Origin of the sequence: Promicromonospora sp. NPDC023987 (assembly GCF_040639055.1) — a bacterium.
Classification (GTDB): domain Bacteria; phylum Actinomycetota; class Actinomycetes; order Actinomycetales; family Cellulomonadaceae; genus Promicromonospora.
On the sequence record NZ_JBEZZF010000007.1, the window covers coordinates 1 to 25,699 of the forward strand.

22 protein-coding genes are annotated in these 25,699 nt (G+C 71.5%); 20 read left to right on the forward strand and 2 right to left on the reverse strand.

Annotation, left to right across the window (positions count from 1 at the left end):
• The first annotated feature begins 128 nt into the window (after positions 1 to 128).
• The 4 genes from AB0F40_RS05330 to AB0F40_RS05345 all read left to right on the forward strand — a co-directional run bounded on the left by AB0F40_RS05330 (position 129) and on the right by AB0F40_RS05345 (position 5,259).
• Positions 129 to 1,109 (forward strand): o-succinylbenzoate synthase, encoded by a 981-nt coding sequence (locus AB0F40_RS05330; RefSeq protein WP_357464950.1) that lies wholly within the window; start codon positions 129 to 131, stop codon positions 1,107 to 1,109.
• Entirely contained in the window at positions 1,106 to 2,917 is a 1,812-nt protein-coding gene (locus AB0F40_RS05335) for a thiamine pyrophosphate-binding protein (protein WP_357464952.1), read from the forward strand. Before AB0F40_RS05330 ends, AB0F40_RS05335 begins: the two co-directional genes overlap by 4 nt.
• Positions 2,918 to 3,027: 110 nt before the next feature.
• On the forward strand, positions 3,028 to 4,575 hold the full coding sequence (locus AB0F40_RS05340; protein WP_357464954.1) for a trypsin-like peptidase domain-containing protein: 1,548 nt from the start codon (positions 3,028 to 3,030) through the stop codon (positions 4,573 to 4,575).
• Positions 4,576 to 4,731: 156 nt separating this feature from the next.
• On the forward strand, positions 4,732 to 5,259 hold the full coding sequence (locus AB0F40_RS05345) for a GNAT family N-acetyltransferase (protein ID WP_357464956.1): 528 nt from the start codon (positions 4,732 to 4,734) through the stop codon (positions 5,257 to 5,259).
• 4 nt (positions 5,260 to 5,263) lie between these two features.
• Here AB0F40_RS05345 and AB0F40_RS05350 read toward each other — a convergent pair whose 3' ends face one another.
• The gene (locus AB0F40_RS05350; protein ID WP_357464958.1) at positions 5,264 to 5,893 is read right to left on the reverse strand and encodes a TetR/AcrR family transcriptional regulator; all 630 of its coding nucleotides are present in this window, start codon (positions 5,891 to 5,893) and stop codon (positions 5,264 to 5,266) included.
• 130 nt (positions 5,894 to 6,023) lie between these two features.
• Here AB0F40_RS05350 and AB0F40_RS05355 point away from each other — a divergent pair, with 130 nt between their 5' ends.
• Both AB0F40_RS05355 and AB0F40_RS05360 read left to right on the forward strand, forming a co-directional pair.
• Positions 6,024 to 6,617: a DUF6230 family protein gene (locus tag AB0F40_RS05355; protein WP_357464960.1), complete on the forward strand. Its 594-nt coding sequence runs from the start codon at positions 6,024 to 6,026 to the stop codon at positions 6,615 to 6,617.
• A complete protein-coding gene (locus AB0F40_RS05360) occupies positions 6,608 to 8,347 on the forward strand; it encodes a DUF6114 domain-containing protein (protein WP_357464961.1) in 1,740 nt (579 codons plus the stop codon). The genes AB0F40_RS05355 and AB0F40_RS05360 overlap by 10 nt, the downstream gene beginning before the upstream one ends.
• Before the next feature lie 64 nt (positions 8,348 to 8,411).
• On the opposite strand, the gene AB0F40_RS05365 is transcribed toward AB0F40_RS05360, so the two are convergent.
• Positions 8,412 to 9,938, reverse strand: a complete 1,527-nt coding sequence (locus AB0F40_RS05365) for a chorismate-binding protein (RefSeq protein ID WP_357464963.1) — start codon at positions 9,936 to 9,938, stop codon at positions 8,412 to 8,414.
• A gap of 268 nt (positions 9,939 to 10,206) precedes the next feature.
• Between AB0F40_RS05365 and AB0F40_RS05370 the strand changes: the two genes are divergently transcribed.
• The 14 genes from AB0F40_RS05370 (at position 10,207) to nuoL (ending at position 25,693) form a co-directional block, all read left to right on the forward strand.
• Entirely contained in the window at positions 10,207 to 10,902 is a 696-nt protein-coding gene (locus tag AB0F40_RS05370; RefSeq protein ID WP_357464965.1) for a demethylmenaquinone methyltransferase, read from the forward strand.
• Positions 10,903 to 11,182: 280 nt separating this feature from the next.
• The gene (locus AB0F40_RS05375) at positions 11,183 to 12,487 is read left to right on the forward strand and encodes a geranylgeranyl reductase family protein (protein ID WP_357464967.1); all 1,305 of its coding nucleotides are present in this window, start codon (positions 11,183 to 11,185) and stop codon (positions 12,485 to 12,487) included.
• 76 nt (positions 12,488 to 12,563) lie between these two features.
• Positions 12,564 to 12,923, forward strand: coding sequence for an NADH-quinone oxidoreductase subunit A (locus AB0F40_RS05380; RefSeq protein WP_253876038.1), 360 nt, complete (start codon positions 12,564 to 12,566; stop codon positions 12,921 to 12,923).
• 74 nt (positions 12,924 to 12,997) lie between these two features.
• Positions 12,998 to 13,549, forward strand: a complete 552-nt coding sequence (locus AB0F40_RS05385; RefSeq protein ID WP_357464969.1) for an NADH-quinone oxidoreductase subunit B family protein — start codon at positions 12,998 to 13,000, stop codon at positions 13,547 to 13,549.
• On the forward strand, positions 13,546 to 14,301 hold the full coding sequence (locus AB0F40_RS05390; protein ID WP_357464971.1) for an NADH-quinone oxidoreductase subunit C: 756 nt from the start codon (positions 13,546 to 13,548) through the stop codon (positions 14,299 to 14,301). The genes AB0F40_RS05385 and AB0F40_RS05390 overlap by 4 nt, the downstream gene beginning before the upstream one ends.
• 68 nt (positions 14,302 to 14,369) lie before the next feature.
• Complete coding sequence (locus tag AB0F40_RS05395; RefSeq protein WP_357465136.1) at positions 14,370 to 15,671, forward strand: NADH-quinone oxidoreductase subunit D; 1,302 nt, start codon at positions 14,370 to 14,372, stop codon at positions 15,669 to 15,671.
• Positions 15,668 to 16,492 (forward strand): NADH-quinone oxidoreductase subunit NuoE, encoded by an 825-nt coding sequence (gene nuoE / locus AB0F40_RS05400; RefSeq protein WP_357464973.1) that lies wholly within the window; start codon positions 15,668 to 15,670, stop codon positions 16,490 to 16,492. Before AB0F40_RS05395 ends, nuoE begins: the two co-directional genes overlap by 4 nt.
• Positions 16,489 to 17,835, forward strand: coding sequence for an NADH-quinone oxidoreductase subunit NuoF (nuoF, locus tag AB0F40_RS05405; protein WP_357464975.1), 1,347 nt, complete (start codon positions 16,489 to 16,491; stop codon positions 17,833 to 17,835). The genes nuoE and nuoF overlap by 4 nt, the downstream gene beginning before the upstream one ends.
• Entirely contained in the window at positions 17,832 to 20,438 is a 2,607-nt protein-coding gene (locus AB0F40_RS05410) for an NADH-quinone oxidoreductase subunit G (RefSeq protein ID WP_357464977.1), read from the forward strand. The genes nuoF and AB0F40_RS05410 overlap by 4 nt, the downstream gene beginning before the upstream one ends.
• Positions 20,435 to 21,733, forward strand: coding sequence for an NADH-quinone oxidoreductase subunit NuoH (gene nuoH / locus AB0F40_RS05415; RefSeq protein ID WP_357464979.1), 1,299 nt, complete (start codon positions 20,435 to 20,437; stop codon positions 21,731 to 21,733). Before AB0F40_RS05410 ends, nuoH begins: the two co-directional genes overlap by 4 nt.
• 55 nt (positions 21,734 to 21,788) lie before the next feature.
• Positions 21,789 to 22,652, forward strand: a complete 864-nt coding sequence (gene nuoI / locus AB0F40_RS05420) for an NADH-quinone oxidoreductase subunit NuoI (protein ID WP_357465138.1) — start codon at positions 21,789 to 21,791, stop codon at positions 22,650 to 22,652.
• A complete protein-coding gene (locus tag AB0F40_RS05425; RefSeq protein ID WP_357464981.1) occupies positions 22,649 to 23,449 on the forward strand; it encodes an NADH-quinone oxidoreductase subunit J in 801 nt (266 codons plus the stop codon). Before nuoI ends, AB0F40_RS05425 begins: the two co-directional genes overlap by 4 nt.
• Complete coding sequence (gene nuoK, locus AB0F40_RS05430) at positions 23,449 to 23,748, forward strand: NADH-quinone oxidoreductase subunit NuoK (RefSeq protein ID WP_129786640.1); 300 nt, start codon at positions 23,449 to 23,451, stop codon at positions 23,746 to 23,748. The genes AB0F40_RS05425 and nuoK overlap by 1 nt, the downstream gene beginning before the upstream one ends.
• Before the next feature lie 19 nt (positions 23,749 to 23,767).
• A complete protein-coding gene (nuoL, locus tag AB0F40_RS05435; protein WP_357465140.1) occupies positions 23,768 to 25,693 on the forward strand; it encodes an NADH-quinone oxidoreductase subunit L in 1,926 nt (641 codons plus the stop codon).
• Positions 25,694 to 25,699 lie beyond the last annotated feature (6 nt).

The following is a 25,699-nucleotide window of genomic DNA, read 5'->3' on the forward strand; positions in this document are numbered from 1 at the left end:
GGTCCGATGGGATGAGATCGGTCGGTCAACCGACCGAAGTCATCCCATCGGACCGAACTCACGCCGCCCGCTGCAGCTCACACCATCCGGAACCCGTGTGGTGTCAGCCAGGTCGTTAACCTGGCCCTGTGCTGCTGATCGGTGAGCCCGTCGTCTGGTCCACGCCCCTGCGGACCCGCTTTCGCGGGATCGAAGTGCGCGACGGCGTCCTGCTGCGCGGCCCTGCCGGCTGGGGCGAGCTGTCGCCCTTCTGGGACTACGACGACGACGAGTCGTCCACCTGGCTGCGCTCAGCGCACGAGGCCGCGTTCGCCGGCTGGCCCGAACCCGTCCGGCAGAGCGTTCCGGTGAACGTGACCGTCCCCGCCGTCGGGCCGGAGCGGGCCCGCGAGATAGTCCTCGCCTCCGGTGGGTGCCGCACCGCCAAGGTCAAGGTCGCCCAGCGCGGCCCCGACGGCACGCTCGAACCCGTGGCCGCCGAGGTCGACCGCGTCGCGGCGGTCCGCGAGGCCCTGGGGCCCGACGGCGCCATCCGGGTCGACGCCAACGCCGCGTGGACCCCCGAGGAGGCGCTCGCACACCTGGCGGAGATCGACCGAGCGGCCGGCGGGCTCGAGTACGTGGAACAGCCCTGCGCGGAAGTCGAGGAGCTGGCCCTGGTGCGCCGCAAGCAGGACGTCCCCGTCGCGGCCGACGAGTCCATCCGCCGCGCCGCCGACCCGCTGCGCGTGGTGCGCCACGAGGCCGCCGACATCGTGGTGCTCAAGGTCCAGCCCCTCGGCGGCGTCCGCGCGTGCCTCGACCTCGCCGAACAGGTGGGCCTGCCCGTCGTCGTCTCGTCGGCGCTCGAGAGCTCGGTCGGGCTCGCGGCCGGCGTCGCCCTCGCCGCCGCCCTCCCCGAGCTGCCCTACGCCTGCGGGCTCGCGACCTCGCAGCTCCTGGTGCACGACGTCGTCGCCCAGCCCCTGCTGCCCGTCGACGGCGCGCTCCCCGTCCGTCGCCCAGAACCCTCGCCGGAGGCGCTCGCCGCCGCGGCGGCCGACCACCCGACGACCGAGCGCTGGCTCGCGCGGTACCACCGACTGACCCGGACCCTGGAGGACGCATGACGATCCCGCCCGCCGTCACCGCCGCCCGCGCCCTGGTGGCCGACCTGGTCACCAGGGGTGTGCGGGACGTGGTGCTCGCCCCCGGCTCGCGCAGCGCGCCCCTCGCGTACGCGGTCGCGGAGGCGGCCGACGCCGGCCAGGTCACCCTGCACGTGCGCGTCGACGAGCGGACGGCGGGGTTCCTGGCGATCGGCCTGTCGAAGGGTGCCGAGGGTGCGCCGGTCGCGGTCGTCACGACGTCGGGCACCGCAGTCGCCAACCTGCACCCCGCCGTGCTGGAGGCGAGCCACACCGGGTTGCCTCTGATCCTGCTCACGGCCGACCGGCCGCACGAGCTGCGCGGCACCGGGGCCTCACAGACCACCGACCAGGTGGGGATCTTCGGCGCGGCGGTGCGGTTCGCCGTGGACGTGCCCGCGCCGTCGAGCACCGAGCCGGCCGCCGCGCCCGGCGATCCGGACACCGAGCCGGCCGCCGCGCCCGGCACCGCGAGCACGCAGGAGCTGCGGGACCTGAGGAGCGTCACCGGGCGCGCGGTCAGCGCAGCCCTCGGATTCCGGTCGGGGCACCCCGGCCCCGTGCACCTCAACCTGGCGTACCGGGACCCGCTGACGCCGTCGGCCCAGCTGCCGGGACCGGCGGACAGCGCGCTGGACGGCGGCTCGAAGCCCGACCCGCCGCTCGTCGTCCCCGCCGTCCTGCGACACTTCGCCTCGCCGGCGCTGCCCGGCGACCCCGCCCGCACCGTCGTCGTGGCCGGCGACGGCGCGGGGCCCGACGCCCGCCAGCTCGCCGAGGCGCAGGGCTGGCCGCTGTTCGCGGAGCCGTCGTCGGGAGCCACGGGCGGGCCCAACGCGATAGCCGCGTACCGGCTGCTGCTCGGGTCACCGGAGCTTGCCGCGGGTATCGAGCAGGCGGTAGTCCTCGGCAGGCCGACGTTGTCCCGGCCCGTGCAGCGCCTCCTCGGCCGGCCCGACGTCGCGGTCACCGTCGTCGCGCCGGGTGCCGGCCCGTGGCCCGACGCCGCCCGCAACGCCGCCGTCGTGCTGCCGGGCGTCGCGCCCGTGTGGTTCGAGGCCGCCGCGCCGCAGCCCACAGCGTTCCTGGAGCGCTGGCGGGCCGCCGGGGCGCAGGCTTCCCGCGTTCTCGACAAGGTGACCTGTGACGACGCCGTCGTCGGCGGGCCGACGGCGCTCTCCGTGGCCCGCGCCGTGGCCGGAGTGCTCGGGCCCGAGGACCTGCTGGTGGTCGGCTCGTCCAACCCCGTGCGGGACCTCGAGCTGGTGCTCGGCCTCGACGGGCCAGGCCCGGCGGTGCTCGCCAACCGCGGGCTCGCCGGCATCGACGGCACCGTGTCGACGGCGGTCGGCGTCGCGCTCACCGCCGCTCGGCGCGGCCTGCGCACCCGCGCTCTGCTGGGCGACCTGACGTTCCTGCACGACGTCGGCGGCCTGCTCCGCGGACCCGGTGAACCCCCGGTGGACCTCGAGATCGTCGTGGTGAACGACGACGGCGGTTCCATCTTCGCGACGCTGGAGCACGGCGCGCTCGCCGCGACCGGCAGCGCGGCGAGCGCCACGTTCGAGCGGGTCTTCGGGACGCCGCACGGGTCGAACCTTGCGCAGCTGTGCGCCGGGTACGGCGTGGACCACCAGCTGGTGCAGGACGTGCCGACCCTGCGCCACGCGCTGCAGGCGCCGAGTCACGGGGTCCAGGTCATCGAGGTGCGCGTGCCGCGTGCCGACCGGCTGACCGAGTCCCGGGAGCTGGCCCGTCGTATCGTGGAAGGTGGCGCCCCCTCTCGCTGAGCGCTCGCCGAGCGCCGGAGCCGTGAGGGCATGCAGCAAACTCACAGACTCGTCCAAGGCTGGGACAAGGATCGGGGTGTCAACTGGTTCTGACTTCAAGGAGGGTCACGATGACCGACGAGAACAGCACCACTCCGCAGCCGGATCAGCAGTCGCCCGCAGAGCAGCCCACCGAGCAGCTGCCGCCCGTGACGCAGCACACCCAGCAGCTGCCGGTCTCTGGCCCGGCACCCGCCCACAACGCGGCGTCCGAGAACGCGGCGCCCGAGAACGCGGCGCCCGCCCACAACGCGGCGTCCGAGCAGCCCTCGAACGTCACGCAGTCCCCGAACGCCGAGCACCACACGGCGCCGGTCCCGAGCCCCCCGTCCGGGTACGTCAACCCGTACGCGGCCCCGGCCACCGCGTCGACGTCGGCCGAACCGAAGACGAAGAACCGCCTCTGGGTTCCCGTGATCAGTGCGGCCGCGGCCGCCGCGCTGCTGGCCAGCCTGGGCACCGCGGGCGCCATCTCGTTGACAGACTCCGACGGAGCCTCCCTGGCCGACATCGGACAGTCGGCCGGCGAGAACGTGCCGGTGAAGAGCTCCACCGTCGAGAACCCGGACTGGACGTCGGTCACGTCTGCCGTGCAGGAGTCCGTGGTGGCCATCCAGGTGGCGAGCCAGGGCGGCGGCGCAGAGGGTTCCGGCGTCGTGCTGGACTCCGACGGGCGCATCCTGACCAACAACCACGTGGTCGCCGACGCGCAGACGGTCCAGGTCACGCTGAGCGACGGCCGGGTGTACGAGGCCGACATCATCGGCACCGACCCGGCCACCGACCTCGCCGTCGTGCAGCTGTCCGACCCGCCGTCGGACCTCAAGGCCGCGACGTTCGCCGACTCGGCCGACGTTGTCGTGGGCGAGCCCGTGATGGCGCTCGGCAACCCGCTGGGCCTGGCTAACACCGCCACGACGGGCATCGTGTCCGCCCTGGACCGGCCGGTCACGGCCAGCGCGGAGGACGGGTCGAGCCAGGTGGTCACCAACGCCATCCAGATCGACGCGGCGGTGAACCCCGGCAACTCCGGTGGGCCGCTGTTCAACGCGTCCGGTGAGGTCATCGGCATCACGTCCTCGATCGCCACCCTGTCGGGCGGCATGTCGTCAGGAGGCTCCGGCTCGATCGGCCTGGGCTTCGCGATCCCGTCCAACCTGGCGACGCAGATCAGCGACCAGCTCAAGGAGGACGGCACGGCCGAGCACGCGTTCCTCGGCGTGTCGCTCCAGGACGCGACCGCCACGGCCGACGACGTCACCCGCCGCGGCGCGGGTGTCGTGGAGGTCGTGCCGGACTCGCCGGCCGGGAATGCCGACATCCAGAAGGGCGACGTGATCGTCGGCATCGACGGTGACCCGGTCAACGGCTCGGCGTCGCTCACGGCGTTCGTCCGTGAGAAGGAGGCCGGTGCCGAGTCGGTGCTGACGCTGGTTCGCGACGGCAGCACCCAGGAGGTCAACGTCACCCTCGCGGTCAAGGAGGAGACGGCGACACAGGACTCGGGCACGCCGGACCAGCAGCAGGGTCAGGGCGACGGCTCGGGCTCCGGCTCGGACCAGAGCGCGCCGAACAACATCCCGGACTGGATGCAGGAGCTCTTCGGCAACCAGGGCTGACCCCCTCCCGTCCCGTCCTACCGAGGTCATCTGGCGAGGTAGTCATACAGCGTGAGCTGGGTGACTACCTCGCTGCACGCCCACCTCGCCCGACGACTGCTCGGCGTATTCGCGTTCAGCGGGTGAACCTCGCCCCACAGGTCTAAGTTAGGCCGCGTGTCTGGGACGTTCACCGTGGTCAGGACCCTCGGCCGGTCGGATGCCGCACACGACATCCTCGAAGAGCTGCCGGAATGGTTCGGCATCGACCGGTTCACGCACGAGTACGTCGAGGCAGCGGCCAAGTTCCCCAACTATGTCGCCGTCGCCGCGCCGGCGCCGACCGCGCCAGGGATCGCGGCGCCCGCGATCGGGGCCGACGGCGGCGAGATCCCCTTCGAGGACGTGCTCGGCGTGCTGCTCCTCGACCAGCGCTATCCGACGTCGGCGGAGGTGCACCTGCTCGCCGTCCGGCGCAAGCATCACCGCGTGGGGATCGGGCGGGCCCTCATGGAGCGCGTCGAGGGTGACCTCCGCGCCCAGGGGGTCCGGCTGCTCAGCGTCAAGACGCTCGGCCCGTCGGCCTACGACCCGGGCTTCGACCAGACCCGCGCCTTCTACGCGGCCTGCGGCTTCCACCCGGTCGAGGAGTTCCCGGACCTCTGGGCCGACGACCCCTGCATGCTGATGGTCAAGGCGCTCTGACCGGTCAGGGGAGGGCAGGGACCCCGAACAGCGCCTCGGAGGCGCCCGGCACCACGGCGGCGACGACGCCACCGAGGCTGCGCTCGAGATAGCCGACCAGCTCGTCGTCGGTGAGGTCCGAGTTGATGCCACCGTCGACCAGGGCCTGCTCGGCGAGCGCCACCCACGAGCGCACCGCGACCCGCAGCAGCTCGGTCTCGGGCACGCCCAGCTCCAGGAGCACGGCGAGGGCGCGCTCCGTCTGCTGGCGCCGCGCGTCCTCGATGACGGCGCGCACCTCCTCGTCACCGCTCGCCGCACCGCGGACGAGCGAGTAGAAGGTGGGGCCGTGCTCCTTGACGTATGCGACGAGCCTGGTCAGCGTGCCTGCCAGGCGTTCGGCCGGCGGGAGCTCCGGCTGAGGCTCGGAGGCGTGCAGCATCGAGTCGCGCGCGCGGCGCACGATCTCGTGGTGCAGGCCGTTCTTGGAGCCGAAGTAGTAGTAGACGAGACCCGTCGAGACACCGGCTTCCGCGGCGATCTCCTCGACGGTCACTTCGGCCAGCGGTCGGTCCGCAAGAGTGGCGACTCCCAGCGCCACGAGCTGGTTGCGGCGTTCCTCCGGGCGAAGTCGCGTGCGACGGGCTGTTGCCATGGTTCGAGCATATCCGTCAGGCTTTGCGACGTTGTCAGGAACGCCAATTGACGGTGACTCAGTAATCACGCTAACGTCGCGACGGGACGACGGCGTAGTCGTCCTCACATTGGCATCGAGGGGAACACCAATGAAGCTCAGCAAGCTCACGGGGTCGCGCAAGGGTCGCGTGGCTCTCGCAGTCATTCCGGTCACGATCGCCGCCAGCGTTCTCCTTGGTGGGGTTGCGCAGGGCGCAGTGCCCGTCTCGTTCGCCATCTCCGGCAGCCAGTTCAAGATCGGCGCCGACAAGCTCGAGGGCGTGGGCTTCTCGCAGTACGCGGGCGTGGCCACCGCCTCCGACGGCACGGAGCACCCCGCCGCAATCGCGAACATCGAGGACGCGAAGCTCTACAACCTGTGCCAGTCGGTCGTCGAGGAGACTCCGCTCGGCAAGGTGGGCATCCTGATCTCCGCCGGCACCGGCAAGGAGCCCGCGAAGGCCACCGACCTGCAGATCGGCATGAGCGACCTCTCGGGTACCGCTGTCTTCAAGAACATCCGCATCGGTGTCGACGCCTCCACCGTGAACACGGCCAAGCAGGGCGACTCGGGCGACTTCGCCATGGACTCCGACTCGATCGACATCGACGGTCTCCAGCAGGTGTCGTGGAGCACGCAGGCCGCCGTCTTCCAGCTGACGGACCTCAGCCTCAAGATCACGGACGGCACCGAGTGCTTCTAAGTTCGGATGATGGCCAGGCGAGCGCCGGCCGCCCCGGACTTCGCACGAAGCTCGCTGACTGGCGCAGGGACTTCCGACCCTGGCGCAAGCAGCGGCCGTTCGTCGGGGGTGTGCTGGTAGCGCTCGCTGGTCTGGAGATGCTCCTGTCCGGCCCGATCAAGCTGGACCAGCTCGGCATGAACGTCGTGCTGCAGTTCGGTGTCGAGGGGGCACAGGCGACGATCCTTCCGCTCACGCTCGTGCTGCTCGGGATCCTGTCGATCGCCCAGCCCGTGCACCGGATCTTCTACGGCGTGATCGCGCTCGCTATCTCCGTCTACTCCATCGCCGGGGTGAACCTCGGCGGCTGGGTGGTCGGGTTCCTGCTCGGCGTGATCGGTGGCGTCGTCGTCGTGTCCTGGGCACCACCCGACGCGGACGCGGAGGGCGAGGAGGCGGAACCGGCGGGCGAGGGCACCGACACGGATGCCGGTACCGCTGGCGATGCCACCTCCGAGACGGACGCCGAGACCGGTGCCGAGACCGGAGAGGCCGCGGACGCCCCGGCGTCGGACACCCCCGCAGCGGCCTCCGCCGTCCCCGACTCGGACGGCGACGCGCCGCGCGCAGATCGCGAGCCCGCCCCGGACACCGAGGCGATCCCACAGGTGGAGACGCTCAGCTCAGCGCTGCGCGCCCTGTCCCAGAAGTCCGCGGCGGTGGTGGTCGCGAGCGCGATGGCGCTCGGCGGCATGAGCCTGCCCGCCTCCGCGGCGGACGCCGGGGCTCAGCAGGACGACTCGTTCTGGTGCGTGGTCTTCGGCGCGTGCGACGACGACGGCGGCACGACCGACCCGTCCGCTTCCCCGACGCCGAGCACGTCGGACCCGGGCGGCTCCCAGCCGGGCGCCGGTGCGGGGGAGGACCCGGTCGGGGACGCCGTGGACGACGTCACCGACGGCGTGACCCGCCCCAGCGACGGGTCGGACGGCGCGGCCGGGGACGGGAAGGCCGGCGACGCGGCCGACGGTGACGCGGGCGGGACCGAGAACGACGACAGGTCCGAGTGCGAGGAGCCGACGCAGGACGGCGAGGTGCCGCCGGAGGCGGAGGGCAGCGCGCCGTCCGACCCCTGCGGCGAGATCGACCCGCAGGAGACGATCGAGGAGGCGCTGCACACGGAGCTCGGCACCTGCGTCAAGGTGAGCTTCGGCGGCAAGTACGACCTCAACATCGACCTGCCCGGCCAGTGCGGGGCCAGGGAGGACGACTCGGTCTTCTCGGTCCCGGCCGACCTGGAGAGCCGGGACCTGACGATCCCGCTCACCGGCATCAACGGCATCGGCCTGGCGAACGTGCCGGTCAAGAACAACGGGGACCGCAGAGACGCCATCAAGGTCTCGGCCGACAAGGTCGTCGTCGACGGCTTCTGGCTCAAGTCCTATGCCTACGACCACGGCACGACGGCGGGCACGGACACCAGGGCGAACTTCGTGTCGCTCGAGGGCAACGCCCACATGTACGTGTCGTCGATCCACGCGAACCTGCCCGACGGGCAGGACCTCCTGGAGGTGGCCACGAAGGTCCTCGAGGGCGCCTCGCTCATCGAGCTCCTGCTGACCGCCACGGACGCCCGGATGGGCTTCATCGGCGCGACGTCCGACGTCCAGGTGTGGGACAGCTTCCGCGAGCAGGTCTGGGGCGACCCGACCAACCCGATCGGCAAGGGCCCGACAGCCGGCACCCCCTGACCGAACACGTTGAGTGCGGGGTATCTGTTGGTCAGGAGCGGCTGATCCAACAAATACCCCGCACTCAACGCGTCAGGGCGTAGCGCATCGGTTCCAGCTTTGCCTCCGACTCCGCCAGCTCCGCCTGCGGGTCGGACGCCGCGACGATGCCGCAGCCCGCGAACAGCCGGATGTGCCGGCTGTCCGTCGGCGAGATCTCGGCGGAGCGCAGGGCGATGCCCCACTCGCCGTCGCCGTCTGCCCCGACCCAGCCCACCGGCCCGGCGTACCGGGCGCGGTCCAGGCCCTCGATCTCGCGGATGAGGCTGCGGGCGGCCGTGGTCGGCGTACCGCAGACGGCGGCGCTCGGGTGCAGTGCCGCCGCCAGCGAGAGCGACGACGGCGGTCGCGGGCCCGCCGGGTTCTGGTCCGTCAGCACGCCCGTCACGTCGGTCGCCAGGTGCATCACGTTCGGCAGGTGCAGCACGAACGGCGCCTCTGGCACGTTCATCGACGAGCAGAACGGCTCTAGCGCGGCGGCGACGGAACGCACCGCGAACTCGTGCTCCTCCAGGTCCTTCGAGGAGCGCGCGAGCTGGGCGGCGTGCAGCAGGTCGGCGTCGTCCCCGTCCCGCACCGCGCCCGCACTGCGCTGTGGCTGCACGGTGGTGGGCAGGGGAGCGGGGTCGGCCTCGACGCCCCGGCCGTGCTCCCGGCGGATCGTGCCCGCCAGCACGCGCGAGGCGACCAGCCCCTTCTCGCTGCGGACCAGCAGCTCCGGCGTCGCGCCGACCATGCCGTCCACGCTGAACGCCCAGCAGGCGTCGTACGCGGACGCGAGGCGGCCGAGCAGGTGGCGGGTGTCGATCGGGTGCTCGGCGGTCGCGACGACGTCGCGCGCGAGCACCACCTTCTCCAGCTCGCCGCTCTGGATCCGGGCTACGCCTTCCGCGACGACGGCCGGCCAGTCCGCCGCGCCCACGGCGCCGTCGGCCAGCACCACCCTGCCCGGCTCGACGACGGGCTGGTGCGGGTAGGCGGACAACAGGTCCTCACCCACCGGGGCGGACCGGTCGCCCACCAGCGAGATCGTCGTCATCCAGGCGCGGTCGCCCCGCCGTCCGACGACGACGCGCGGGACGATCAGCGCGCCGCTCGCCCGCGCCGGGTCCTCGGACTCGTCGCCGGGCGAGACGTCGTCGAAGGCGAAGCTGCCGAACGCGACCAGGCCGCTGCCGGGCAGGGTCACGTCGTCGTGCACGACGGCGCGGTCGAGCACCTGGCGCCACGCGTCGTCGGCGTCGGCGAAGCGGCCGGGTCCGAACGTCTCGAACCGCAGCGCCTCGCCCCAGCCCACGAGGCCGTCGCCGTGCCGTACCCAGGCGAGGGCGTGGGTGTCGGGGAGCCGGTCGACGAGAGCGGTCGGCGTGTCCGGCAGGTCATCGATGGCGACGGTGCGGACGACGAGCTGTGGGCCCTCGGGCGCGCCCCGCGGCGTGTCGTCGGACGGAGGCGGGGCCTCGGCCACCCAGGTGTCGTACACGGTGGTACCGGTGGGCGTGCCGGGGACGCCGGGTGTGCCGGGGGTCCCGCCGGCAGGTGAAGCGATCATCATCCTCAGGATAAGCGCGGGTGCGCCCGTCGGATGCGCCCCGTAGCGGAGGTCACAGTGGCGCGGCCGCCCGCCCGGGGAGCCTGGACCTGGTGTGGTCGGCAGGTTCGGTGCCTGGACCTGGTGTGGTCGGCAATATGTCAGGTGGTCGGTAGCCCGGGCTGCCGATTACCTGACGGATTACCGACCACATGGCCTTGTGGCCTCGTGCGGCGCACGGGGTCTCGTAGGGCGCGGGTGCGCGGTCGGGGCGTGAAACTATGGCCGTATGTCCCGCGCAAGCCTGGAAAAGAAGCCGGCCGAGGTCGCGTCGATGTTCGACGGGATCGCCGCCCGCTACGACCTGACGAACGACCTGATCTCGATGGGCCAGGACCGGCGCTGGCGCCGGCTCACGGTCGAGGCGGTCGCCGCGATGCCTGGCGAGCGTGTGCTCGACCTCGCCGCAGGCACCGGCACCAGCAGCGAGCCCTTCGCCGCCGACGGCGCGTTCGTGGTCCCGTCCGACTTCTCGACCGGCATGCTGCAGGTCGGCAAGGAGCGCCGGCCGGACCTGCCGTTCGTCGCGGGCGACGCCATGCGCCTGCCGTTCGCCGACGCGTCCTTCGACGCGGTGACGATCAGCTTCGGCCTGCGGAACGTCGCGGACACCGGTGTCGCGCTGCGCGAGATGCTGCGCGTGGTCCGGCCCGGCGGACGCGTGGTGATCTGCGAGTTCTCCACACCCACCTGGGCGCCGTTCCGGAAGGTCTATCAGGAGTACCTGATGCGCGCGCTGCCGCTGGTGGCGAACGCCGTGACCCGCGAGAAGGGCTCCTACGACTACCTGGCCGAATCCATCCGGACCTGGCATACCCAGGTCGAGCTCGCGCGCCTGCTGCTCGACGCCGGCTGGGAGCACGCTGCCTACCGCAACGTCAGCGGCGGCATTGTGGCCCTCCACCGGGCGGTCCGCCCGGCCTGAGCCTGCGGCGACCAAGAAGTCCGCCTCGAGCATGCAATCACGCATGTCCCCACGTCCGGGACCATGCCAGATCGCATGCTCGAGGCGGACTTCTTGGTCGTTCGGCAGACCAGGGCGGCACGACCCCAAAGTAAGGGGAACCTTCCTACACAATCCCCCCTAAGTGTGGCTAGGGTGTCGGTGTTGTGACAGGGTTCACAAGGGCTTGTCAGGAAGCCCTGATCAACACCGCACAGCAGGGTCAGCACCGACCGGCAGCGGGTTCCCAACGGGGGTGAACGTGCATACAGCAAGACGCGACGACGCGGACGTCATCGTGGTGGGCGCCGGTCCGGCCGGCTCGTCCACCGCGCACTGGTGCGCGGCCGCGGGTCTTGACGTGCTGCTCCTGGAGAAGGGCGAGTTCCCGCGCGACAAGATCTGCGGCGACGGCCTGACGCCGCGCGCCGTGGCCGAGCTGGTCCGCATGGGGGTCCCCACCCGCGAGGAGGACGGCTGGATCCGCAACCGCGGCCTGCGCGTGCACGGCGGTGGCCGCTCCTACGAGCTGGACTGGCCGAGCCTCACGACCTACCCGGGCTACGGCATGGCGCGTACCCGGATGACGCTGGACCACACCCTGGCCCAGCACGCGCAGGCGAGCGGCGCGAAGCTGCTGCAGCGCACCAAGGTCACCGGACCGGTCCGCGCCGACGACGGCCGCGTGGTCGGCGTCACCGCCCAGCCGCTCGACGCCCGTGGCCGTGCCGAGGGGCCCGTGCAAGAGCTGCGGGCCCCGGTAGTGGTCGCGGCCGACGGCGTCAGCTCGCGCTTCGGGCTCGCCGTCGGGCGCGAGCGGCGCGCCGACCGGCCCATGGGCACCGCCGTGCGGGCCTACTACCGCACCCCGCGCCACGAGGACCCGTTCATGGAGTCCCACCTCGAGCTGTGGGACGGCGAGCCGGGCAAGAGCGCCCTCCTGCCCGGCTACGGCTGGATCTTCCCGCTCGGCGACGGCACGGTGAACGTGGGCCTCGGCAGCGTGCACTCCACGCCCGCGCGCCAGTCCAAGGCGGGCATCGACTACCGGCGCCTCATGGAGACCTGGCTCGCCAAGAGCGCGCCGGAGGGCTGGGACCTGCTGCACGAGCCGGAGCGCGGCCCGATCCGCGGCGCGGCCCTGCCCATGGGTTACAACCGCGGCCCGCTGTACGCGGACGGCGTGCTCCTGGCCGGCGACTCCGCCGGCATGGTGAGCCCGTTCAACGGCGAGGGGATCGCCTACGGGCTGCAGGCCGGCCGGGTCGCCGCGGACGCGATCAGCCAGGCCCGCCACAAGCGCACCGACGCGGCCCGCGAGGCCACGCTCGGTACCTACGCCGACCGCATGCGCGAGGACCTCGGCGGCTACTACACGCTGGGCCGCTGGTTCGTGCGGCTCATCGAGCACCCCGAGATCATGCGCCTGTGCGTACGGCACGGGCTGCCGCGCAAGGTCGTCATGCAGTTCACGCTCAAGCTCCTGTCCGACTGCTACGAGCCACAGGGCGGCGACTGGGTCGACCGTGTCATCGCCGGCCTGACCAGGGTGGTCCCGAGCTCATGAGCAGTATTCCCGCGAGCAGTGTCCCCACGCTGCGCAGCACGTATCCGAAGGGCACGTCGTCCATGAAGGGCACAGCATGAACCCCTACGTACCCATCCTGATCCTCATGGCGATCGGGGCGGTCCTGGCGCTCGGTGGTGTCGCCGCGAGCGCCGTCATCGGTCCCAAGCGCTACAACCGGGCAAAGCTCGATTCGTACGAGTGCGGCATCGAGCCGACGCCGCACGCGGTGGGCGGTGGGCGACTGCCGATCAAGTACTACCTGGTGGCGATGACATTCATCGTCTTCGACATCGAGGTCGTCTTTCTCTACCCGTGGGCCGTCGACTTCACGACGCTCGCGACGTTCGGTCTGGTGGCGATGCTGGCGTTCCTGGCGTTGATCACCGTGCCGTTCGTCTACGAGTGGCGCCGCGGCGGATTCGACTGGGTCTGACCAACGACTTCATGCGCGGCGCCGCCAGGTGCCGTGCAGCGACGCCGGGCTGGTCCCGGCAGCAAGGAGGGGACATGGGTGTCGAGGAAGCACCGTCAGGTTTCCTGCTGACGACGATCGAGGATCTCGCCGGGTACCTGCGCAAGGCTTCGGTGTGGCCGGTCACGTTCGGCCTGGCCTGCTGCGCCATCGAGATGATGGCGGCGGGTGCGTCGCGGTTCGACCTCTCGCGGTTCGGCATGGAGGTGTTCCGTGCGTCGCCGCGGCAGGCCGACCTGATGATCGTGGCGGGCCGGGTGAGCCAGAAGATGGCCCCGGTGGTGCGCCAGGTGTACGACCAGATGAGCGAGCCCAAGTGGGTGCTCTCGATGGGTGTGTGCGCGTCGTCGGGCGGGATGTTCAACAACTACGCGATCGTGCAGGGTGTCGACCACGTGATCCCGGTCGACATCTACCTGCCCGGTTGTCCGCCGCGCCCGGAGATGCTGATCAACGCGATCCTCGGGCTGCACGACCAGATCCAGAGCGCGCCGCTCGGCGTGAACCGGGTCGAGGCGGCGCGCGCGGCGGAGGCCGCCGCGATGGAGGCCACGCCCACCTTCGAGATGAAGGGTCTGCTGCGATGAGCGACGTCACGCCGGGCGGTGACCAGAAGAACGTCGCGGTCCAGCCGCCCGAGGGTGCCGCGACCCTCGAGCTCGTCGAGGTGAAGCGCGGGATGTTCGGCGTGGACGGTTCCGGCGACACGTCCGGCTACGGCGGCCTGGTCACCCCGGTGGCGATGCCCGCCGCGTCGTCGCGCCCGTACGGGAACTGGTTCGACCAGGTGATCGACGTCCTGACCGAGGTGCTGGACGAGGCGGGCGTGCCGCCTCAGCAGGCCATCGAGAAGGTGGTCGTGGACCTGCACGGTGCCGACAGCGCGGACGCTCAGCAGGCGGAGCTGACGATCGACGTCGCCCGCGAGCACCTGGTCGCCGTCTGCCAGGCGCTGCGGGACGACCAGGACCTGCGGTTCGAGCTGTCGCTCGGGGTGAGCGGCGTGCACTTCCCGCACGACGCCGGCCGGGAGCTGCACGCGGCCTACCACCTGGCCTCGATCACGCACTCGCGCCGGCTGCGGCTGGAGGTCACGGCGCCCGACGAGGACCCGCACATCCCGTCGACCACCTCCGTGTACCCGTCCAACGACTGGCACGAGCGCGAGACCTACGACTTCTTCGGGATCGTCTTCGACGGCCACCCCGCCCTGACCCGCATCGAGATGCCGGACGACTGGGTGGGCCACCCGCAGCGCAAGGACTACCCGCTCGGCGGCATCCCCGTCGAGTACAAGGGGGCCACGGTGCCCCCGCCGGACACGAGGAGGAGCTACTGATGAGCGCTCCGACAGACCACCGGCCGCACGCCGCACCGCATGCGACCAGGCCCGCCGGGAACGAGGACATGTCGTCGACGGTGCGTGCGTTCGAGGCGTACGGCGACGGCGACTGGGACGACATCGCGCGCGAGGCGATCGGCGAGGAGCGGATCGTCGTCAACATGGGGCCGCAGCACCCGTCCACGCACGGGGTGCTGCGCCTGATGCTGGAGATCGACGGCGAGACCGTCACCGAGGCCCGCGCCGGCATCGGCTACCTGCACACGGGCATCGAGAAGAACATGGAGTTCCGGACGTGGACGCAGGGCACCACGTTCTGCACCCGCATGGACTACGTGGCGCCCCTGTTCCAGGAGGCCGCCTACTGCCTGGCGGTGGAGAAGCTCCTCGGCATCACCGACGACGTGCCTGAGCGCGCCTCCGTGATCCGGGTCCTGATGATGGAGCTCAACCGGATCGCCTCCCACCTGGTCTGCCTCGGCACCGGCGGCAACGAGATGGGCGCCACCACCGTGATGACCGTCGGGTTCACCGCCCGCGAGGAGATCCTGCGCCTGTTCGAGGCCGTGACCGGTCTGCGCATGAACCACGCGTACATCCGCCCCGGCGGCGTGGCCGTCGACATCCCGGAGGGGTTCACCACCCAGGCCCGCGCCGCGCTGAAGAACGTGCGCGGGTACCTCAAGCAGCTCACCGACCTCATGCTCGCCAACCCGATCTTCAAGGCGCGCCTGACGGACGTCGGCGTGCTCAACCTCTCCGGGTGCATGGCGCTCGCGATCACGGGACCGGTGCTGCGCTCCACCGGCCTGCCGTACGACGTCCGCAAGGACAACCCGTACTGCGGCTACGAGACGTACGACTTCGACGTCCCCACCGCGAAGGGCGCCGACTGCTACGACCGCGTGGTGCTCCGCATCGAGGAGTGCTACCAGTCCCTGAAGATCGTCGAGCAGGCCATGGAGCGCCTCGACCGCACGGAGGGCGAGCCGGTCATGGTGGCCGACAAGAAGATCGCCTGGCCCGCCCAGCTCGCCGTCGGCGGCGACGGGCAGGGCAACTCGCTGGAGCACATCAAGAAGATCATGGGCACCTCCATGGAGGCCCTGATCCACCACTTCAAGCTGGTCACCGAGGGGTTCCGCGTCCCGGTCGGCCAGGCGTGGCAGACCGTGGAGCACCCGCGGGGCGAGCTGGGCGTGCACGTCGTGTCCGACGGCGGCACCCGCCCCTACCGCGCGCACTTCCGCGACCCCTCGTTCAACAACCTCCAGGGCGTGTCCGTGATGTGCGAGGGCGGCCAGGTGGCCGACGTCGTCGTCGCGGTCGCGTCGCTGGACCCCGTGCTGGGAGGTGTGGACCGATGACATCGCAGGTCGAGCCTGTCGAGGCCAAGACAAGGACACGCTACGAAGGGGAGACCCTCGCAGCGCTGACCGCCGACGCAACGGCGATCATGGAGCGCTACCCGGACCCCCGCTCCGGCCTGCTGCCGATGCTGCACCTCGTGCAGTCCGTCGACGGCTACGTGAGCCGGGACGGCATCCTCTTCTGCGCCGAGATGCTCGGCATCACCGCGGCGGAGGTCTCGGCGGTCGCCACCTTCTACACCCAGTACAAGCGGCACCCGAACGGCACCTACACCGTCGGCGTCTGCACCAACACGCTGTGCGCGGTGATGGGCGGCGACGCCATCTTCGACGAGCTGAGCGACCACCTCGGCGTCGGGCACGACGAGACCACCGACGACGGCGCGATCACCCTCGAGCGCGTCGAGTGCAACGCGGCCTGCGACTACGCGCCCGTCGTGATGGTCAACTGGGAGTTCTTCGACAACCAGACCCCCGAGACGGCGACGGCGCTCGCGGACAAGCTGCGTCTCGGCGAGGACGTCGCCCCGACCAGGGGCGCCAGGTCGGTGTGCTCGTTCAAGCAGATGAGCCGCGTCCTGGCCGGGTTCTCCGACGGCCGCGCCGACGAGGACGCGGGCACGGGCGAGCCGACGCTCGCTGGGCTGCGGATCGCCCGCGAGCGCGGCTGGACCGCCCCGGAGGGTGCGTCGGCGTCGCCGGACGAGCCGGGCGAGACCATCACGGGCGAGCCCGGGTCGAGCGCCGCCCGCAAGCCCACGACGCCGGCGGACACCGAGGTCGGCAAGGACAAGAAGCCCGGAGAGGACGCGAAGTGACCCTCACACCGGTACTGACCGACACGTGGGACAAGGACCGCTCGTGGCGCCTTGCCACCTATGAGCGCGCCGGCGGGTACGCCGGCCTCAAGAAGGCCCTGAAGACGGAGCCGGCCGAACTGGTCCAGGCCGTCAAGGACTCCGGCCTGCGCGGCCGCGGCGGTGCGGGCTTCCCCACGGGGATGAAGTGGGGCTTCCTGCCTCCGCCCGACGGCGGCCCGCGCTACCTGGTCGTCAACGCGGACGAGTCCGAGCCGGGCACCTGCAAGGACATCCCGCTGATGCTTGCGAGCCCGCAGCACCTGATCGAGGGCGTCGCGATCACGAGCTACGCGATCGGCTGCGACCACGCGTTCATCTACGTGCGCGGCGAGGTGCTGCACGTCTACCGGCGGCTGCTGAACGCCGTCGAGGAGGCGTACCGCGCGGGGTACCTGGGCAAGAACATCCAGGGCTCGGGGTACGACCTCGACGTCACCGTGCACGCGGGGGCCGGCGCCTACATCTGCGGCGAGGAGACGGCGCTGCTCGACTCGCTGGAGGGCCTGCGCGGCCAGCCGCGGCTCAAGCCGCCGTTCCCCGCCGTCGCCGGCCTGTACGCGCGACCCACCGTGGTGAACAACGTGGAGTCCATCGCGTCGGTCCCGGCGATCGTGGCCAAGGGCGCCGACTGGTTCTCCTCGATGGGCACCGAGAAGTCGCAGGGCCACGGTCTGTTCTCCCTGTCGGGGCACGTCACGAAGCCCGGCCAGTACGAGGCGCCGCTCGGCATCACGCTGCGCGAGCTGCTCGACCTGGCCGGCGGCGTCCGCGCGGGGCACGAGCTGAAGTTCTGGACCCCTGGCGGCTCCTCCACGCCGATCTTCACGGCCGAGCACCTCGACGTCCCGCTCGACTACGAGTCCGTGGGCGCCGCCGGGTCGATGCTCGGCACGCGCGCGCTGCAGATCTTCGACGAGACCGTGTGCGTGGTCCGGGCGACGAGCCGGTGGACCGACTTCTACGCGCACGAGTCGTGCGGCAAGTGCACGCCGTGCCGCGAGGGCACGTACTGGCTCAAGCAGGTGCTGCACCGCATCGAAAGCGGAGACGGCCAGGACGGCGACCTCGAGCTGCTGCTCGACCTGTGCGACAACATCCTGGGCCGCGCGTTCTGTGCCCTGGGTGACGGCGCCGTCTCGCCGATCACCTCCAGCATCAAGCTGTTCCGCGAGGAGTACCAGGCGCACATCGACGGGCACGGCTGCCCGTTCGACCCGAGCGCCTCGGCACTCTTCCCGTACACCCCCAAGACACGCACTCCTGGCACCCTCGCGGGCGCCGGCGCGGGAGGTCACCGATGACCGTCACCACGAACAAGACCGAGGCCGAGGCCGCACCGGTCGAGCTGGTCACCTTCACCATCGACGGCACGGAGGTGAGCGTCCCCAAGGGCACGCTGATCATCCGGGCCGCCGAGCAGGTCGGGATCCAGATCCCGCGGTTCTGCGACCACCCGCTGCTCGCTCCGGCCGGCGCGTGCAGGCAGTGCCTCGTCGAGGTCTCCATGCCGGACCGCGAGGGCAACGTGCGGCCCATGCCGAAGCCGCAGGCGTCCTGCACGATGACGGTCGCGCCAGGGATGATCGTCAAGACGCAGCACACCTCCGCCGTCGCGGACAAGGCGCAGCAGGGGGTCATGGAGCTGCTGCTCATGAACCACCCGCTGGACTGCCCGGTCTGCGACAAGGGCGGCGAGTGCCCCCTGCAGAACCAGGCGATGTCGAACGGCCGCGCCGACACGCGGTTCGTCGACGTCAAGCGCACGTTCCCCAAGCCGATCGCCCTGTCCACGCAGATCCTGCTGGACCGGGAGCGGTGCGTGCTGTGCCAGCGCTGCACCCGGTTCAGCGAGGAGATCGCCGGCGACGCGTTCATCGCGCTCCAGGACCGCGGCGCCCACCAGCAGATCGGCCGGTTCGACGAGGACGTGCTCGGGTTCGCCGGGGCCGAGTCCAGCACCGGTCCGGTCGACCGCCCGGTCGGCGAGGCCACCACTGACACCTCCGGGCGGCCGTTCTCCTCCTACTACTCCGGCAACACCGTGCAGATCTGCCCGGTGGGCGCGCTCACCGGGGCGGGCTACCGCTTCCGGTCGCGGCCGTTCGACCTGGTCAGCACGGAGAGCATCGCCGAGCACGACTCCTGCGGCTCGGCGATCCGGATCGACCACCGCCGCGGCCAGGTGCTGCGCCGCCTGTCGGGCGAGGACCCGGTGGTCAACGAGGAGTGGATCACCGACAAGGACCGCTTCGCGTTCACCTGGCAGACCGCGGCGGACCGCATCACCACGCCGCTGGTCCGGGAGGGCGGGACGCTGCGCCCCGCGTCCTGGGTCGAGGCCCTCGAGATCGCCGCGGCCGGGCTGGCCAAGGCCAGGCAGGCCGGCGGCGTCGGCGTGCTGCCCGGTGGCCGGCTCACCGTCGAGGACGCCTTCGCCTGGTCGCGCTTCGCGCGCACGGCGCTCGGCACCAACGACGTCGACCAGCGCGCTCGCGTGCACTCCGCCGAGGAGGCCGCGTTCCTGGCCCACGTCGTGGCCGGGTCGGGCGTCGGCGTGACGTTCGGTGACCTGGAGCAGGCGCCCGCTGTGCTGCTCGTCGGCCTGGAGGCCGAGGAGGAAGCTGGCATCACGTTCCTGCGGCTACGCAAGGGCACGCTGGGGACGGCGAAGACGAAGGTCTTCTCGGTCGCCCCCTACGCCACCCGCGGCCTGACCCGCATGGACGGCACGCTGCTGCCTGCCGCGCCCGGCACCGAGGCGGAGTGGCTGACCAGCCTCACCACGAGCCTCGCCCCCGAAGGCTCCGGTATCGACACCGGCGCGCTGGCCCAGCCGGGCGCCGTGATCCTCGTGGGCGAGCGCCTCGCGGGCTCGCCGGGCGCCTACGCGGCGGCCGTCGGCCTCGCCGAGGCGACCGGCGCACGGCTCGCCTGGATCCCCCGCCGTGCGGGGGAGCGCGGCGGCGTCGAGGCGGGCCTCCTGCCCGAGCTGCTGCCGGGCGGTCGCCCGGTCGCCGACGCGGCAGCGCGCGCCCAGATCGAGGAGGCCTGGGGCGGGAACGTCCCGGAGACCCCTGGCCGGGACACCGCCGGCATCCTCGCCGCGCTGACGGACGGCGCGCTGGGCGGGGCGATCGTCGGCGGCGTCGAGCTCGCCGACCTGCCCGACCCGGCCGCCGCACGTGCGGCGCTCGACGCAGCCGGGTTCGTCGTGAGCCTGGAGGTGCGGGCCTCGGAGGTGACCGAGCGGGCCGACGTCGTGCTGCCCGTCGCGCCGCCCGTCGAGCGTGCCGGCTCGTACTGGAACTGGGAGGGCCGCGTGCGGTCCTTCGGCGCGGCGCTCGAGTCGAGCGCCCTGCCCGACCACCGCGTGCTGCACGTGCTGGCCCAGCACCTCGGCGTGGACCTGCAGGCGGCGTCGCCGACCGAGGCCCACCTCTCCATCGCCATGACGCAGCGCGGCACCTGGTCCGGGGACCGGCTGCAGGTCCGGGCCGGCGCTCCGGCGGCACCGCCCCAGGTCGGAGCAGGACAGGCGGTGCTCGCCACCTGGCGTCTCCAGCTCGACGTGGGGCGCGGCCAGGACGGCGAGCAGTTCCTCGCCGGCACGGCCAAGCAGCCCGTCGCGCGTCTGTCCGCCGCCACGGCGGCCGGCTTCGGTGTGGCCGACGGCGACCGGGTCACCGTCAGCACGCAGCGCGGCGCCATCGGCGTACCCGCGGTCGTGACCGACGGCATGGTCGACGGCGTCGTGTGGCTGCCGCTCAACAGCGCGGGCTGCCGGGTGCACGAGACGCTCGGTGCGGCGGCAGGCGACCTCGTCACCGTCGCCCCCCACGTGTCAGAGACACAGGTCACCCCGGTGACCCGTACGTCTGACAACTCGGAAGGGAAAGCTCTGTGAACCACCTGACTCTGGCTGCCGCGGCGCCTGGGGTGACCGCCGACTTCTCGCAGGAGACCATTTGGGCCTCCATCGTGAAGGCCGTGCTGATCGTGGTGTTCCTGCTGACCAGCGTGCTCTTCGCCATCTGGTTCGAGCGCAAGGTGGTCGCGCGCATGCAGGTGCGTCCCGGCCCCAACTGGCACGGGCCGATGGGCCTGCTGCAGTCGCTGGGCGACGCGATGAAGCTCCTGCTGAAGGAGGACCTGACCGTCACGCGGGCCGACCGGTTCGTGTACCTGCTGGCGCCGATGATCTCGGTGTTCTGCTCGCTGCTCGTGTTCGCGGTGATCCCCTTCGGGCCGAGCCTGTCGTTCTTCTGGACGGACTGGACCACGCCGGCCCAGCTCACCGACTTCCCGGTGGCGGTGCTGTACGTGCTGGCCGCCGCGTCGCTCGGTGTCTACGGCATCGTCCTGGGCGGCTGGGCCTCCGGCTCCACGTACCCGCTGCTCGGCGCCGTGCGTTCGACGGCGCAGGTCATCAGCTACGAGCTCGCGATGGGCCTGTCGCTGGTGAGCGTGTTCATCATGGCGGGGTCGATGTCGACGTCGCAGATCGTGGACAGCCAGACGCAGATCTGGTGGCTCATCCCGCTGGCTCCAGCGTTCGTGATCTACGTGATCTCGATGATCGGCGAGACCAACCGCCTGCCGTTCGACCTTCCTGAGGCCGAGGGCGAGCTCGTCTCCGGTTACATGACCGAGTACTCGTCGATGAAGTTCGCCTGGTTCTTCCTGGCGGAGTACATCAACATGCTCAACGTCTCCGCCGTCTGCGTGACTCTCTTCCTGGGTGGCTGGCGGGCACCGGTGCCCGACGCGTTCCTCGGCGGTGCCCTCAACGAGGGCTGGCTGCCGATCATCTGGTTCCTGGTGAAGCTCTGGGCGGTGATGTTCGTCTTCGTGTGGGTGCGCGGCACGCTGCTGCGCCTGCGCTACGACCAGTTCATGGTCTTCGGCTGGAAGGTCCTCATCCCGGCCGCACTGGGCTGGGTCGTCGTGCTCGCCGTCGTGCAGTGGCTGCAGCGCGTGCAGGGCGTGACCTACCAGCAGTTCATCCCGGTGATCATCGGGGCCGCCGTCGTCTTCATCGCGATCATGTGGTTCTGGCCGGAGAAGAAGGAAGCGCCACCGGGCGCTGACGCGGACAAGGAGCCTGTCGACGCCTTCGCCGGCGGGTTCCCGGTGCCGCCGCTGCCCGGCGAGAAGCTGCCCCCGTCCAAGCGGTTCGGAAAGGAGGTCCATGGTGAGTGAGCACCAGGGAGGCGAGTACCAGCCCCTGCGTCCCACGCCGGGGGCCATCGGGGAGATGTTCGCCCCCGTCGCGGGCTTCGGCGTGACGCTGTCGTCGATGTTCAAGCCCACGGTCACTGAGCAGTACCCGCGCGAGAAGGTACCGACCCAGCGTCGGTTCCACGGCCGTCACCAGCTCAACCGGTACGCCGACGGGCTGGAGAAGTGCATCGGCTGCGAGCTGTGCGCCTGGGCGTGCCCGGCGGACGCGATCTACGTGGAGGGCGCGTCCAACGCGGCCCTGCCGCAGAACGCGGGCCTGGACGTGAACGCGGACGACTCCCACGGGGCCCACATGAGCCCCGGCGAGCGGTACGGCTCCGTCTACCAGATCAACTACCTGCGGTGCATCTTCTGCGGGCTGTGCATCGAGGCCTGCCCGACGCGCGCGCTGACCATGACCAACGACTTCGAGCTGGCCGGCAAGACGCGCGCCGGCATGATCTACGAGAAGCAGGACCTGCTGGCCCCGCTCTCGGAGGGCATGCTGGCCGCGCCGCACCCCATGGTCGAGGGCACCACGGACACCGACTACTACAGCGGTGACGTCCTCGGCCCGACGGCGGCGCAGGTCGACTGGGTCCGCGAGCAGCGGCCGGACGACCCGACGCTGGACGCGGCCGAGGCCGTGACCTCCGGCAAGGCGCCGGCTCCCACGCAGCGGCAGCACGAGCTGCGCCCGGACGAGGGTCCGGGCGCGGCCGAGAAGTCGGCCGGTGCGGCCTCGGTCGGCTCGGTGCGGGTCCTGGCCGACGGTTCGCAGGTGAACGCCGTCGAGACCGGCGCGCGTGAGACCAGCGAGCCCGGCTCGACGTCCGCGGCGGAGCTCACCGGCGGGGCCTCGACCGGCCCGCGCACCGGCACGGAGGTGAGGGCATGACCCCCGCCGGGCTCGAGATCTCGGGCGGCGAGACCGTCCTGTTCTGGGTGATCGCCCCCCTCATGGTCCTCGCCGCGCTCGGCCTGCTGTTCGTGAAGCGGGCGGTGCACGCGGCGATGTGCCTGGTGTTCGTCATGGTCAGCATGGCGATCCTGTACATCGCGCAGGAGGCGCCGTTCCTCGGCGTTGTCCAGGTCGTGGTGTACACGGGCGCCGTGATGATGCTGTTCCTGTTCGTGCTGATGCTCGTCGGCGTCGACGCGTCGGACTCGCTCACCGAGACCATCCGGGGGCAACGCTGGACCGGGCTGCTCATCGGCATCGGCCTCGCGGTGATCCTCGGTGGTGTCGTGGGCCAGGCCGCTTTCCCGCCCGCCCGCGGCCTGGAGGGTGGCGACCCGGATGGTGTGGCCAACCCGCAGGCTCTGGCCCGCGTGCTGTTCGGCGACTACGTGCTGGCCATGGAGGCCGTCGGCGTGCTGCTCGTGACGGCGGCGGTCGGCGCGCTGGTGCTGACGCACCGGCGCCGGCTCACGCCGAAGCAGACGCAGGAGTCGGTGGCCGACAAGCGCATCAAGGCGCTGCCCGACGGCGTGGTGCTCACCCCGCTGCCGCCGCCCGGCGTCTACGCCCGGTCCAACGCGATGGACACGCCGGCGCTCGGCCCGGACGGCGAGCAGGTGCCGCAGTCGGTGTCGCGCGTGCTGCGCATCCGCGGGCAGGAGCGGCCGGCGCCGGAGGGCCCGGCGGTCGTGGTCTCGACAAGCTCTACCCCCGAGACGGAGAGGGACGCCTGATGGACATCACCAACTACGTGGTCCTGGCCGCCGTGCTCTTCGCCATCGGGGCGACGACCGTGCTGCTGCGCCGCAACGCGATAGTCGTGTTCATGGGCGTGGAACTCATGCTCAACGCGACGAACCTCGCCTTCGTCACCTTCGCCAGGATGCACGGCGACGTGACGGGCCAGGTGCTCGCCTTCTTCGTCATGGTCGTCGCCGCCGCCGAGGTCGTCGTCGGCCTCGCCATCATCGTGACGATCTTCCGTACCCGACGCTCGGCCTCGGTCGACGACGTCAACCTGTTGAAGGGCTGAGGGGGAGACAGTGAACGACGTGATCGGGCTCGCCCCCTGGCTGATCGGCATCCCGCTGATCGGCGCAGCGATCCTGCTGCTGGGTGGCAAGGCCACCGACCGCTGGGGCCACTGGCTCGGGGTGGCGGCCTCGGCCGCCTCCGGAGTCATCGGCTTCATCCTGATGTTCCGCATGATCGGCACGCCGGCCGGGGAGCGTTCCGTCGACCACCACCTGTGGACCTGGCTGTCCGCGGGCGGTCTCGACGTGGACCTCGGCCTCCGGCTGGACCCGTTGTCCCTGACCTTCGTGATGCTCGTGACCTTCGTGGGCACGCTCATCCACGTGTACTCAGTGGCCTACATGGACCACGACCCGCACCGGCGCCGGTTCTTCGCGTACCTGAACCTGTTCGTGGCAGCCATGCTGACGCTGGTCCTGGCCGACTCCTACCTGCTGCTCTTCGTGGGCTGGGAGGGCGTGGGTCTCGCGTCCTACCTGCTCATCGGGTTCTGGGACACGGGTCGGCCCTCCGCCCGGGAGAACGCGGTGGCGGCGAAGAAGGCGTTCGTCATGAACCGCATCGGCGACATGGGCCTCATCGCGGCGATGGCGCTGCTGTTCGCGGGCACCGGCGCCCTCGACTTCGCGACCACCCTGTCCGACGACGCCCTCGGCTCGCTGTCGGAGGGCACCACCACGGCGATCGGCCTCTGCCTCCTGCTCGCCGCGTGCGGCAAGTCGGCGCAGTTCCCGCTGCAGGCCTGGCTGGGCGACGCGATGGCCGGCCCGACGCCGGTCTCCGCGCTCATCCACGCCGCCACGATGGTCACCGCAGGCGTGTACCTCATGGTGCGGTCCGGCCCGATCCTCGAGGCGGCGCCGACGGCGCAGCTCGTCGTGGTGATCGTGGGCGCCGTCACCCTGCTCTTCGGTGCCGTGGTCGGTACCGCCAAGGACGACATCAAGAAGGCGCTGGCCGCCTCCACGATGTCCCAGATCGGCTACATGATGCTCGCGGCGGGTCTCGGCCCGGCCGGGTACGCGTTCGCGATCTTCCACCTGCTCACGCACGGCTTCTTCAAGGCCGGCCTGTTCCTCGGGGCCGGCTCGGTGATGCACGCGATGGACGACCAGACCGACATGCGGCGCTTCGGCGGGCTGTCGCGGTTCCTGCCCATCACGTGGATCACGATGGGCCTGGGCTGGCTGGCGATCCTCGGGATCCCGCCGTTCTCCGGCTTCTGGTCGAAGGACGGGATCATCGAGGCGGCGTTCATGCCTGTGGACGGGCAGCCGTGGCGCGCGTGGGTGTTCGGCTCGATCACGGTGCTCGGCGCCGCGATCACCGCCTTCTACATGACGCGCCTGTTCTTCATGACGTTCGGCGGACGCCGTCCGCGCTGGACGGAGAACCAGCACCCGCACGAGGCCTCGCCGCTGATGTGGTGGCCGCTGGTCTTCCTCGGCGTCGGCTCGGCCGCGCTGGGTGCCGTGCTCGGCATCGGTGGCACGTTCGTCACCTGGCTGGAGCCGGTGGTCGGCCACGCCGAGCACCACGAGCCGGTGCTCCCGGTGCCGGTGATCATCACCACCACGCTCGTGGTCGTGGTGCTCGGGGCGCTGCTGGCGTTCCGGATGTACGCGGTCAGCCTCGTGCCGGAGGAGGCGCCGCGCGGCTCCTTCCTGACCCGGGCCGCCCGCAAGGACCTGTATCAGGACGCCGCGAACGAGACACTCGTGATGAAGCCCGGCTTCGGAGTGGCCCGCCTGGTCCAGGTCGGTGACCGCGACGTCGTCGACCGTGGCTGGAACCTCCTGCCCCAGGCGCTGTCCTGGTTCGGCGCGGTGTTCCGGAAGGCGCAGAGCGGTTATGTCCGCTCGTACGCGGCCGGCATGGCGGGGGGCGTCCTCGTGATCGCCGTCGTCGCGTGGCTCGTCGTCGGCCTCGGTGGTGCCCAGTGATCGGAG

What these genes read in the sequence shown, in the direction of transcription:
- AB0F40_RS05335 (WP_357464952.1), top strand. Translation starts at nt 1,106, where the DNA reads ATGACGATCCCGCCCGCCGTCACCGCCGCCCGCGCCCTGGTGGCCGAC.
- AB0F40_RS05340 (WP_357464954.1), top strand. Translation starts at nt 3,028, where the DNA reads ATGACCGACGAGAACAGCACCACTCCGCAGCCGGATCAGCAGTCGCCC.
- AB0F40_RS05350 (WP_357464958.1), bottom strand. Translation starts at nt 5,893, where the DNA reads ATGGCAACAGCCCGTCGCACGCGACTTCGCCCGGAGGAACGCCGCAAC.
- AB0F40_RS05355 (WP_357464960.1), top strand. Translation starts at nt 6,024, where the DNA reads ATGAAGCTCAGCAAGCTCACGGGGTCGCGCAAGGGTCGCGTGGCTCTC.
- AB0F40_RS05365 (WP_357464963.1), bottom strand. Translation starts at nt 9,938, where the DNA reads ATGATCGCTTCACCTGCCGGCGGGACCCCCGGCACACCCGGCGTCCCC.
- AB0F40_RS05370 (WP_357464965.1), top strand. Translation starts at nt 10,207, where the DNA reads ATGTCCCGCGCAAGCCTGGAAAAGAAGCCGGCCGAGGTCGCGTCGATG.
- AB0F40_RS05380 (WP_253876038.1), top strand. Translation starts at nt 12,564, where the DNA reads ATGAACCCCTACGTACCCATCCTGATCCTCATGGCGATCGGGGCGGTC.
- AB0F40_RS05385 (WP_357464969.1), top strand. Translation starts at nt 12,998, where the DNA reads ATGGGTGTCGAGGAAGCACCGTCAGGTTTCCTGCTGACGACGATCGAG.
- AB0F40_RS05390 (WP_357464971.1), top strand. Translation starts at nt 13,546, where the DNA reads ATGAGCGACGTCACGCCGGGCGGTGACCAGAAGAACGTCGCGGTCCAG.
- AB0F40_RS05395 (WP_357465136.1), top strand. Translation starts at nt 14,370, where the DNA reads ATGTCGTCGACGGTGCGTGCGTTCGAGGCGTACGGCGACGGCGACTGG.
- nuoE (WP_357464973.1), top strand. Translation starts at nt 15,668, where the DNA reads ATGACATCGCAGGTCGAGCCTGTCGAGGCCAAGACAAGGACACGCTAC.
- AB0F40_RS05410 (WP_357464977.1), top strand. Translation starts at nt 17,832, where the DNA reads ATGACCGTCACCACGAACAAGACCGAGGCCGAGGCCGCACCGGTCGAG.
- nuoI (WP_357465138.1), top strand. Translation starts at nt 21,789, where the DNA reads ATGTTCGCCCCCGTCGCGGGCTTCGGCGTGACGCTGTCGTCGATGTTC.
- AB0F40_RS05425 (WP_357464981.1), top strand. Translation starts at nt 22,649, where the DNA reads ATGACCCCCGCCGGGCTCGAGATCTCGGGCGGCGAGACCGTCCTGTTC.
- nuoK (WP_129786640.1), top strand. Translation starts at nt 23,449, where the DNA reads ATGGACATCACCAACTACGTGGTCCTGGCCGCCGTGCTCTTCGCCATC.